The organism is Pseudomonas sp. TE3895 (assembly GCF_056278855.1).
Genome location: NZ_JBWBQE010000001.1, coordinates 2,231,771 through 2,242,978 on the forward strand (window position 1 = coordinate 2,231,771; position 11,208 = coordinate 2,242,978).

General features: G+C 61.5%; 10 protein-coding genes and 1 pseudogene. 2 read left to right on the plus strand and 9 right to left on the minus strand.

The genetic code is table 11. The features are described 5' to 3' along the window. Positions 1 to 5: 5 nt before the first annotated feature. From ACZ889_RS10050 to ACZ889_RS10080, 7 genes are all read right to left on the minus strand, one after another. Positions 6 to 929: an EamA family transporter gene (locus ACZ889_RS10050; protein WP_010952321.1), complete on the minus strand. Its 924-nt coding sequence runs from the start codon at positions 927 to 929 to the stop codon at positions 6 to 8. A gap of 54 nt (positions 930 to 983) precedes the next feature. Further along, complete coding sequence (locus ACZ889_RS10055; protein WP_003254833.1) at positions 984 to 2,264, minus strand: TRAP transporter large permease; 1,281 nt, start codon at positions 2,262 to 2,264, stop codon at positions 984 to 986. Next, complete coding sequence (locus ACZ889_RS10060) at positions 2,265 to 2,792, minus strand: TRAP transporter small permease (protein WP_003254832.1); 528 nt, start codon at positions 2,790 to 2,792, stop codon at positions 2,265 to 2,267. Between the two features lie 66 nt (positions 2,793 to 2,858). Then, complete coding sequence (locus ACZ889_RS10065; RefSeq protein WP_003254830.1) at positions 2,859 to 3,830, minus strand: TRAP transporter substrate-binding protein; 972 nt, start codon at positions 3,828 to 3,830, stop codon at positions 2,859 to 2,861. A 64-nt stretch (positions 3,831 to 3,894) separates the two neighbouring features. After that, on the minus strand, positions 3,895 to 4,776 hold the full coding sequence (locus tag ACZ889_RS10070) for a glucurono-1,5-lactonase (protein ID WP_180688713.1): 882 nt from the start codon (positions 4,774 to 4,776) through the stop codon (positions 3,895 to 3,897). A 22-nt stretch (positions 4,777 to 4,798) separates the two neighbouring features. After that, a complete protein-coding gene (locus ACZ889_RS10075; protein ID WP_014860606.1) occupies positions 4,799 to 5,605 on the minus strand; it encodes an NAD-dependent epimerase/dehydratase family protein in 807 nt (268 codons plus the stop codon). Between the two features lie 707 nt (positions 5,606 to 6,312). Continuing rightward, positions 6,313 to 7,551, minus strand: coding sequence for an OprD family porin (locus ACZ889_RS10080; protein ID WP_180688712.1), 1,239 nt, complete (start codon positions 7,549 to 7,551; stop codon positions 6,313 to 6,315). Positions 7,552 to 8,310: 759 nt separating this feature from the next. Between ACZ889_RS10080 and ACZ889_RS10085 the strand changes: the two genes are divergently transcribed. Both ACZ889_RS10085 and ACZ889_RS10090 read left to right on the plus strand, forming a co-directional pair. Beyond that, the gene (locus ACZ889_RS10085) at positions 8,311 to 8,550 is read left to right on the plus strand and encodes a type II toxin-antitoxin system RelB/DinJ family antitoxin (RefSeq protein ID WP_476257348.1); all 240 of its coding nucleotides are present in this window, start codon (positions 8,311 to 8,313) and stop codon (positions 8,548 to 8,550) included. Next, a pseudogene (locus ACZ889_RS10090) lies at positions 8,540 to 8,827 on the plus strand (type II toxin-antitoxin system RelE family toxin). The gene ACZ889_RS10085 and the pseudogene ACZ889_RS10090 overlap by 11 nt, the downstream one beginning before the upstream one ends. Before the next feature lie 437 nt (positions 8,828 to 9,264). Here the strand turns inward: ACZ889_RS10090 and ACZ889_RS10095 are convergent. After that, positions 9,265 to 10,515 carry a ribonucleotide-diphosphate reductase subunit beta gene (locus ACZ889_RS10095; RefSeq protein ID WP_003254823.1) on the minus strand — a complete coding sequence of 417 codons (1,251 nt, stop codon included), beginning with the start codon at positions 10,513 to 10,515 and terminating at the stop codon, positions 9,265 to 9,267. 440 nt (positions 10,516 to 10,955) lie between these two features. Further along, a complete protein-coding gene (locus ACZ889_RS10100; protein WP_003254821.1) occupies positions 10,956 to 11,087 on the minus strand; it encodes a hypothetical protein in 132 nt (43 codons plus the stop codon). Positions 11,088 to 11,208 lie beyond the last annotated feature (121 nt).

Sequence of the window (11,208 nt, forward strand, 5' to 3'; positions counted from 1 at the left end):
AACAATCAATTGGCCCGACGGTAGGTGAGCAGCACGATGCCGCACACCACCACCGCGCCGCCGAGTAATTGCAGGGTGCCGAGTTGCTGATCGAGTAAGGCCCAGCCCAGCAGTAGCGTCGCGATGGGTTCGACGTTCATCACGGGTGCGTTCTGCGCCATGTTCAGCCTTGGCACACAAACAAACAGCAAGGTGAAGGCCAAGCCATACAGCACTACCAGGCTGGCCAAGGCCGCCCAGCCACCGCTGCTGCCTGGCAATGACAAACCGGACGGCATCACGCCGCTTGCGCCTGCAACCAGCATGCTGGAGAACACGATCAGCAAAGTCAGCAGGCTGCGCACGGGGCCGCGCACGCTGGCCAGTTTATGGTCGGTGATCCACAAGGCGCAGGCAAAGGCACAGGCGGCGCCGAAGGCCAGGCTGACCCCTGGCACCCAGTGCGGGTTGGCCGCACCGCTGTCGGCCAGGCGTGCCGGCACATCCAGCGCCAGCACCAGGCCGCACAGGATCAGGCCCATGAACAGCACGGTGCGGCCCGTGGGGCGTGCGCCGCCCAGCGCCCAGGTGAGCAGCGCCAGCAGCATCGGGAAGGTGTTGCCCACCAGCAGCGCCAAAGCCACTGGAATACGCGCCACCGCCGAGTACAGGCACAGGCTCTGGGTGGCAATCAGCAGGCCGAGCAGCAGCTGCCACCGGCGCGCACCAGCGGGCAGGGCCAGGGCCTGGCGTTGCCACAGCAGCAGCCCGGCCAGTACCAGGAAGGTGATGCCAGAGCGGCAGAGGATGGCCAGCAGCACGCCGGTGCCGTCATCGAAGGCGATGCGCGCGGCGATGTGGTTGCCGGCGAATGAACAGGCCAGCAGGGCGAGCAAGGCGATGGCCAGTTTGCGGGGGAAAAGCGGTACAGCCGAGGAGGGGACAGCCATGTGCAGGATCCATTTGCAAGAGCCCAGGGGCCGCCAAGCGGCCCCCGTTCATAATTACAGCACCACGCTAGGCAGCCACAGCGAGATCGCTGGAATGTAAGTCACTGCCATCAGCACCAGGAACAGCGCCAGGTAGAACGGCATCAGCGCCTTCACCGTCGACTCGATACTCACCTTGCCGATGGCCGAGCCGACAAACAACACCGCTCCCACCGGCGGGGTGATCAGCCCGATACCCAGGTTCACCAACATGATCATGCCAAAGTGCACCGGGTCCACGCCGATACCGGTAATCACCGGCAGCAGGATCGGCGTAAGGATCAGGATCAGCGGCGCCATGTCCATCACCGTGCCCAGCAGCAACAACATGAAGTTGATGCACATCAGGATCACGTAGCGGTTGTCCGACAGGGTCAGGAACGCCGTGGTGATCTTCGACGGGATCTGCATCAGCGTCATTACGTAGCCGAAGCTGGCGGCAAAGCCGATCAGGATCATCACGATGGAGATGGTCCGTACTGTGCGGTGCATCAGCTTGGGCAGGTCGCGCCACTTGTAGTCGCGGTAGATGAACATGGTCACGAAGAACGACCACACCACCGCCACGGCTGCCGATTCGGTGGCGGTGAACACCCCCGACAGGATACCGCCGAGGATGATGACCATGGCCATCAGGCCCCACAGCGCCTCACCGGCAATTTTCAGCGCCTGGCGCAGCGGGATCACTTCGCCCTTGGGGTAGTTGCGCTTCTTGGCGAACAACAGGCACAGGCCCATCATCACCGCGCTCAGCAGCAGGCCGGGCATCACCCCCGCCATGAACAGCGAGGCGATCGACACCGTGCCGCCCGCCGCCAGCGAGTACAGCACCGAGTTGTGGCTGGGCGGGGTCAGCAGCGCCTGCACCGAGCCGCTGACGGTCACGGCGGTGGAAAATTCACGCGGGTAGCCTTTGCGCTCCATCTCCGGGATCAGCACCGAGCCCACCGAGGCGGTATCGGCTACCGACGAGCCGGAAATCGCACCGAAGAAGGTCGAGGCCATGATGTTGACCAGCGACAGCCCGCCACGCACGAAGCCCACCAGCACCCCGGCAAAGGCCACCAGCCGGCGTGACATGCCGCCTTCGGCCATGATCGCGCCGGCCAGCACGAAGAATGGAATGGCCAGCAGCGAGAACTTGTTAACCCCACTGGCCACCTGGATCATCATCGCCTGCAGCGGGATGTCGATCCACCAGGCGCCGATCAGTGCCGACAGGCCCAGGGCGTAGGCTACCGGCATGCCGATCAGAATCAGCACGATGAAACTGCCCAACAGAATGAACGCTTCCATTTACGCAGCTCCTTCGTTTTCTTCGACCAGATCAAAGCGCACGACCTTGCGGTTGCTCTGATCGCCCAGCAGGAGTTTTTCCAGCACGAACACCAGCGTCAGCACGCCGCCGACCGGGATCGGCGCGTAAGTCATGCCGACCCGCACACCGGGCAGCGAGGCCAGCGACTGGTTCCAGGTGGTGATGCACAGCCGGGTGCCGTAATAGGTCATGAACACGCACACCACGATCATCAGCAGTTGTACCAGCAGGGCGACCAGCTGGCGCTGCAGCGGCGGCAACCGGTCGGTAATCATCCCCACCGCCATATGCGCCCCGGCGCGATAGCTGGCGGCGGCACCAACGAAGGTGAATACCACCATCAGCAGGATCGAGACTGGCTCTGGCCAGCTGGAGCCGGTGCCCAGCACGTAGCGGGCGAAGATGCCCCACGGGATGATCAGCGTCATGGCCAGGATCGACAGGCCCGCGATCCAGATGCAACTGCGGTACAGCGTGTCGTTCACGCTCAGGAAAAGCGATTTCATAGGCATCACCAAAGCGGCAGGGCGGCGGCGGCCGCACTGCCGAGGTCGTCTTGGAAGGGGCTGGTATTACTGGACGGCGTCGATACGCTTCATCAGGTCGGCGTACGGCGCGCCGTACTTCTCGCGTACCGATGCGGTGGCTTCGAAGAACGGTTTCTTATCGACAGTGATGAACTCGACACCGGCGGCCTTGAGCTTCTCTTCGCTGGCGGCAGACTTGGCGTCCCACAGCGCACGCTCTTCCATCTGTGCTTCGCGCGCGACCTTTTTCACCAGCACCTGCTGCTCGGGAGTGAGCTTGTTCCAGGTGGTCTTGGACATCACCACCGGCTCCGGCAGGATCAGGTGGCCGGTCAGGGTGTAGTACTTGGCGCTCTGGAAATGGTTGTGCTCAAGCAAGGTCGGCGGGTTGTTCTCGGCGCCGTCGATCACGCCGGTTTGCAGGGCACTGAAGATTTCCCCGGTGTCCATGGCGATACCGTTGCCGCCCATGGCGTTCATCATGTCGATGAACAGCGGGTTGCCCTGTACGCGAATCTTCATGCCTTTGAGGTCTTCCAGGCTGCGCACCGGCTTTTTGGTGTAGATGCTGCGCGAGCCGCCGTCCATCCAGGCCAAGGCCACCAGGTTGAAGTCGGAGTTGGTGATCTTGTCGAGGATCTCCTGGCCGATCTCGCCATCGATGATCTTGCGCATGTGCTCATGGTCGCGGAACACGAACGGCATGTTGAACACGTTCACATCCGGCACTACCGGGCCGACGATCCCCAGGCTGACGCGGGTCATCTGCACGGCGCCGATCTGAGCCTGTTCGATCACTTCCTTTTCCGATCCCAGCACGCCGCCGGCGAACATCTTGAAGGTAATATCGCCATTGCTGGCCTGTTCCAGCTTTTTACCCATGTTCTGCTCGGCGACCACGGTCGGGTAGCCGGCCGGGTGGATTTCGGCGAACTTGATGTCCAGCGCCGAGGCGGGCATGGCCACGCTGAAGGCGAACGGGAGTACGGCAAGAAGCAGCTTGCGTTTGAACGTCATGATGAAACTCCGTGGTTTTTATTATCCGGTTTCGGGCGTGCAAGTGTGGGTGTGGCAGTGGGGCTCAGCCCCGGTAGGCAGGTTCCTCCAGGCCCTTTGTGCCAGGGTTGAGGGCAAATACCCCGCCAGCCAGTGGCTGGTCGCCGAGGTCGATGCCCGCGGGGCGGATCGAGGTGACGTACAGGGTGTCGAGGTTGGCGCCACCAAAGGCGCACATGGCCGGCTTTTTCACCGGCACGCTGAGCGAGCGGTCGAGGCGCCCGTCAGGGGTGAAGCGGTGAACTTGCCCGGCGTCGTTGCCGCAGATCCAGTAGCAGCCATCCTGGTCGATCGCGGCGCCGTCGGGGCGCCCTGGGTAGCCGCGCATGTCGACGAACAGCCGCTTGTTGTGCGGCGTGCCGCTGTCGGTGTCGTAGTCGAAGGCCCACACCTTCTGCACGTTGGGGTGTGAGTCGGACAGGTACATGCGCTTGCCGTCGGGGCTGAACGCCAGGCCGTTGGGCACGATCATGCCGTCCTGCTGCAGGTGCAAGTGGCCTTCGCCGTCATGCCGGTACAGCGCACCCACATGGGCGCCTTGCTGCATGTCCAGCAGCATGGTCCCGGCCCAGAAGCGGCCCTGACGGTCGCAGCGGCCATCGTTGAAGCGCATGCCGGCCTGGGCGTGCTGCACGTTGCTGAGCAGCCGGCTGTCCAGGCTGCCGTCCGCCCTGGCCTGGAGCTGAAAGATGCCGCTTTCCATACCCGCAACCCAGCCCTGACCGCTGCGGGCGATGCAGGCCAGCATCTCGTCGCCTTGCCAGCACTGGTGTTTGCCATCGGCCGCTTGCCAGCGATGCAATTGGCGAGCGGGAATGTCTACCCAGTACAGGGCCTGTTCACCGGGGTGCCACACAGGGCTTTCGCCGGTACCGTTACGGGCGTCGACGATCAGTTCGCAGTTCATGGCCGTGCCTCCTGGCGTGGGGTCAGTTGAACGGGCCGGCCACGGCGAAAGCGCCGCCCTGGTAGACCATGCTCGGGTCATCGTCGGCGGGTGCCGGTTGGGCCTCCACGGCTGCGCGGAAGGCTTCCGAGCTGTCCTTGGGCACATAGCCCAGGTGCGCGGCATGGCGGTTGTCCCACCACACGGTGCGATTGTCGGAGGCGCCGTAGACGATGGTATGGCCAACGTCGGGCGTCGATAGCCCACGTTCGATCAGTTGCACCAAGTCGTCATAGCTCAGCCAGGTGCAGAGCATGCGCGGGTTCTGTGGCTGCGGGAACGAAGAGCCGATGCGAATGCTGACGGTCTCGATGCCGTAGCGGTCAAAGTAGAAGCTGGCCACATCTTCGCCGTAGCACTTGGACAGCCCGTAATAGCTGTCGGGACGGCGTGGCGCGTGAGCGTCGATGCGCTCATCCTGGCGGTAGAAACCGATGGTGTGGTTGGAGCTGGCGAAGATGATGCGCTTGACCCCATGCTTGCGCGCCGCCTCGTACACGTGGAACACGCCGCAGATATTGGGGCCGAGAATCTCTTCGAAGGCGTGCTCGGTAGAAACCCCGCCGAAGTGGATGATGGCGTCCACGCCTTCGACCAGTGCATGCACCGCAGCCTTGTCGGCCAGGTCGCAGGTGATGACTTCCTCATGCGGGCCAGCAGCAGGCGCCATGGGGCTGATGTCGGAAAGGCGCAGGACCTCGGCGTAGCCTTTCAGGCGTTCGCGAAGGACCTTGCCCAGGCCGCCTGCGGCTCCAGTGAGCAGCAGGCGATTGAAGGGGGTAGTGGTCATGGCCGGCTCTTATTGTTAGTTGTTGTAGGTTGTCGTATGACTTGAGTGATTATTGGCGGTGGTTCTGTGTGTTGTCAATGAGGCTTGGGCGGCTTTTGCCGGCCTTTTCGCGGATAAGAAAATGCGAAAGGCCTGCGCGGTCGCCCGTAGGAGCGGGTTTACCCGCGAATGGGCCAGGCCTGCTGGCCAATCTCCACCCGCCGTTCACCGTCGCCGCCACCACCGTATTCGCGGGTAAACCCGTTCCTACACCTGATCGAGGGTGGACACAGGTCGGTGGTTGGGCGCAGGCCGCTGTGTAGGAGCGGGTTTACCCGCGAATGGGCCGGCCCTGCTGGCCAATCTCCACCCGCCGTTCACCGTTGTCGCGACCACCGTATTCGCGGGTAAACCCGCTCCTACACCAGATCGAGGGTGGACACAGGTCGGTGGTTGGGCGCAGGCCGCTGTGTAGGAGCGGGTTTACCCGCGAATGGGCCGGCCCTGCTGGCCAATCTCCACCCGCCGTTCACCGTTGTCGCCGCCACCGTATTCGCGGGTAAACCCGCTCCTACACCTGATCGAGGGTGGACACAGGTCGGTGGTTGGACACAGGTCGTCGTAGGAGCGGGTTCACCCGCGAAAGGGCCGGCCCTGCTGGCCAATCTCCACCCGCCGTTCACCGTCGCCGCCACCACCGTATTCGCGGGTAAACCCGCAGGTCTTGATCAGAGCAACGACAATGGGTAGTTGAAGATCAACCGGTTCTCATCAAACTCGTTATTGCTGTAATCCCGGCGAATCGACGAGTTACGCCATTTCACACTCAAATCCTTGAATGCCCCGCTCTGGATCACATACGCAAGCTCCGTTTCACGCACCCACTCCTTGCCATCGGTCACGCCCCCGCTGTGCACATCGCGCCCGCTGATGTAGCGGTTCATCAGGGTCAACCCCGGTACCCCGACGGTGACGAAGTTGAAGTCATGGCGCACCTGCCACGAACGCTCGTTGGCATTGTCGAAGCTGGAGTTGTAACTGTCGTTGGCCAAGGTCCCGCCACTGGTGCCGTTCACCCGCATCCAGGTATCACCATCGACTTTCTGCAACCCCACCCAGAAGGTGCTGCCGCCGTACTTGGCCGAGAACATCCCCGAGTAGGTCTTGTTGTCCAGCTGCCCGGCGCGTTCGGAGCCGTCCTCGTCGCCATGGAAGTAGCCCAGGTTGGCCCCCAGGGTCCAGTCACCCACCGGCTGGCTGTGGCTCAGTTGCAGGTATTGCTGCTGGTACACGTCCTTCAGCACCGCATTCCAAAGCCCCACCAGCGTGCGGTCCTGGTTGAACTTGTACTCGCCGCCGACGAAGTTGAAACGGTCCGACACGCCGCCGCCGTAGCTCATGTCTTCCATGCTCGCGTCGTTACGCGGGCTGTTGCCGCGGAACTGGCCGCCGTACAGGGTCAGCCCTGCGATTTCGTTGGAGGTAACCTGCCCGCCACGGAACGTCTGTGGCAACGAACGCCCGTCGTCCGAACGCAGAATCGGCAGTACCGGCATCCATTCACCGATCTTCAGTTCGGTCTTGGAAATACGCGCCTTGCCCGCCACTGCCAGGCGCCCGTAGTCGTCTGCCGGCTTGCCATCGTCATGGCGTGGCAGCAACGCCGTGCCATAGGTACCGCCACCGCCGTCGAGTTTGACCGACCACAGCCCCAGCACATCCACGCCGAAGCCGATTGGCCCTTCGGTGAACCCCGAGCGGGCATCGAGGATGAAGCTTTGCGTCCACTCCTCGGCCTTGCTCTGTGGGTTGCTGGGGTTGGTGAAGTTGCGGTTGATGTAGAAGTTGCGCAGCCCGAGGGTGGCCTTGCTGTCCTCGACAAATCCCGCTGCCAGGCTGCTGCCCGGCAGGCCGGCGATAACCCCGGCGCCAAGCAGGGCGAAGGGTAGGGTGTGGCAGATTTTCATTATTGTTGTGCTCCCTAAGGGTGTGGCAGCCCGTCCACCGGGCACGCGCAAGCGGCCTGCGGCAGGGGCGGGTAGATAACGGGCCGGTCAGGGCCAGGGGTGAATGCGCGGTAACCGGGCGCTACGTACTGGCAGGTTTACGCGAGCTGGCCGGGGGAAGAGGGGTATGCAACAGACGTAGGTGTAGCGGGATGGATGTCGACATGAGTTTGTCCACTGATTGTTGTTTTTGTTATGCGTTGTCGTACAACTGTGGGCGATTATTAGCAAGGGGGAGGAGGGCTGTCAACGGCTGATCGCAGAGCAAATAGGGTACTAGACGCCAAAAACTGAGCGGTAGAGGCTCTACCCTGAACGCGCTGCAGACATACTACAACTGCCATGCAACATGCCACGCACGTACACGATCTACTGGTAGGAGCGGGCTTGCCCGCGAACACGGGTAAAGCCCGTGCCATCCACCCCATTGGCCGCCTCGCACCGCAAACCGGGGGCAGGGTTAAAAATCAAATCGTAACTGCGGTGGCCCCATCCCCGAGCCTGCGCTATCTTCAGATCTGGCCTCGCCCTTGACCACGTAGACTGGCATGTCCAGTCCCGGCATCCTTGCTGGTGCCGTACCCCTCCTGTCGGCAGGGGCGAGGCCTCTTCATTTGAAGGGAATGGCGCTGTGGTCACTTCCGGCAGACAAACTGCCATTGCAGAGTCCCCACGATCAGTGCAGTGTAATGACAATCGTCTTTACATGAGGGCTATGTCATGGCTTCTATCAATATCCGCGTCGACGATGATCTCAAAGCCCGCGCCTACAAAGAGCTCAATCGCCTCGGTGTCACCCCCTCCGAACTCATGCGCCAGGCCCTGCAATATGTAGCTGAGCGGGGCAAGCTACCCTTCCGGCCGGTCCTGATGACCGAGGAAGATGAAGATCTCATTGCTACCGTACAAGAGCGGCTTGCTTCTCCGCTTCGCGTGAGGGTAAAGCTGGATGACCTATAGCCTCGACTTCGATGCCCGCGCATTGAAAGAGTGGAAGAAGCTGGGCGATACCGTGCGTCAGCAGTTCAAGAAGAAACTGGCAGAGGTCCTGCTGAAACCTCGAATCGAGGCAAACCGCCTTCACTCGCTGCTAGATTGCTACAAGATATAGCTTCGCAGCAGCGGGTATAGGCTGGTTTATCAGGTCATTGACCAAGAGATCGTGGTTTTTGTCGTCGCTGTCGATCGCCGTGAAAGAGACCAAGCTTACAAAAAGGCTGCTGAGCGCCTTGAGTAGGCTTCAAGGATTTGGCGGTCCCAGGTCGCAATCTCAAGGTAAATCACCGCCTCAAAGCCAGAGCTCTGCTCCGGTGGGAGCGGGCATGCCCGCGAAGAATCCGACTCGGTGTATGGCACCGGCTGCGCCGGTGTTCGCGGGGGTTCAACGCCTCGATGAACCCGCACAGGTCCCCCATCAGCCCATAGGGCTCATTGCCAAGTCAGGCAGACCAGCTTGCCAGGTAACCCCGGCAAACTGCGATCTCTGTAGGAGCGGGTTCACCCGCGAAGAGGCCAGCACAGGCAATAAATGGTCCCCTGTTCACATGGGCCTTCGCAGGGGCGGTCTTTTATAGGATTAAGAAATCAATCTTCGTAACTGACGTCAGGACTCTCGGGGAAAATCATAAAAAAAGGCTGCCAATCGGCAGCCTTCTCGATGCTCAGCCCGGACGATCAGTCCCAGCTCAACGCCCCACCCGTCTGATACTCGATCACACGCGTCTCAAAGAAGTTCTTCTCTTTCTTCAAGTCCATGATCTCGCTCATCCATGGGAACGGGTTGGTAGTCCCTGGATATTCTTCTTTCAAGCCAATCTGAGTCAGACGACGGTTGGCGATGAACTTGAGGTAGTCCTCCATCATCGCCGCGTTCATACCCAGTACACCGCGTGGCATGGTGTCACGGGCGTATTCGATCTCCAGCTGAGTTCCTTGCAGGATCATCTGGGTCGCTTCTTCCTTCATCGCCGCATCCCACAGGTGCGGGTTCTCGATCTTGATCTGGTTGATCACGTCGATACCGAAGTTCAGGTGCATCGACTCGTCACGCAGGATGTACTGGAACTGCTCGGCCACGCCGGTCATCTTGTTGCGGCGGCCCATGGACAGGATCTGGGTGAAGCCGCAGTAGAAGAAGATGCCTTCCAGGACGCAGTAGTAGGCGATCAGGTTGCGCAGCAGCTCTTTGTCGGTTTCGACGGTGCCGGTGTTGAATTCCGGGTCGGAGATGGCGCGGGTGTACTTCAGGCCCCATGCGGCTTTTTTAGCGACCGACGGGATCTCGTGGTACATGTTGAAGATCTCGCCTTCATCCATGCCCAGCGACTCGATGCAGTACTGGTAGGCGTGGGTGTGGATCGCCTCTTCGAAGGCCTGGCGCAGGATGTACTGGCGGCACTCCGGGTTGGTGATCAGGCGGTACACGGCCAGGGCCAGGTTGTTGGCAACCAGCGAGTCGGCGGTGGAGAAGAAGCCGAGGTTGCGCATGACGATGCGGCGCTCGTCTTCGGTCAGGCCGTCCTGGCTCTTCCACAGGGCGATGTCGGCGGTCATGTTGACCTCTTGCGGCATCCAGTGGTTGGCGCAGCCGTCCAGGTACTTCTGCCAGGCCCAGTCGTACTTGAACGGTACCAGCTGGTTGAGGTCGGCGCGGCAGTTGATCATGCGCTTTTCATCGACTGCAACGCGGGCCGAGGAGCCTTCCAGCTCGGCCAGGCCTTCGGCAACGTCGAGGGCGTCGAGGGCAGCCTTGGCACGTTTGACGGCTTCGGAGTCAGAAGCGGTGGCCGCACGGGCCTCCAGGGCGGCGGCACCACCGGCGCTGTCGAGCTTGTCGAGGGTGGCGGCGGCAGCGGCCTGCGCAGGGGTGTTGCCTTTGGCGGCTACTTCGCCGTCTTCTTTGTCGAATTCGTCCCAGCTCAGCATGGTTTGGCTCCTGCTTGAGGGTCGCCCAGAGGCAACCGGTTGGATTTTAAGAATGTGATGCCTGACGCAAGGCCGTAACGGCGAATGGGCAGCTCGAGAGGCTGACTCTCGTTTACATCTGAATGTGTTCTGGCTTGTACCTGGCCAGGCCTCTGGGAGGGGCCAGGACAATTGAATAGGTGCTCTTTTCAGAGGGCGCAGAGTATACCGGAATTCACCTTCGATCGGGGCGCGTGTGTCGCCGGCGAGGGTAACTTTTTCGACCGGTTTGGCGTGCGTCCGTTCACGAAAAAGGTTGCCTCTTCTACGGGGGGAGAGTGTAGCGCCAACCTATATGTTGTGCCAGTTTAAATTTCAAGGCACATCATATGGTGTTTCTTGAGGGCTGTGTTGCAAAGCCGGCCTCGCCGCGGGCTGGCCGGCGATGAGGCCAGCTACCACTAGCTACGGTGGGTATACAGCGTTTCGACAATGTGTGTCTTGGGGTGCTTGCGTGCCTGTTCCACTGAGGTGAAACGGCCGGTTTCTGCGTTGCGACCAATCTTGCGAGATGCCAGTTTTTTCCGCGCCATGGGCGTACATCCTTTTTTGAGAGGTCCTGTTCTTTTACCGAGCTGCGTGAACAGTGGGCAAAGGGCAAGGTTTCTCTGAGGCGCGGATACAAAAATGCCGCGCGGGGCACCCGTAGGCACC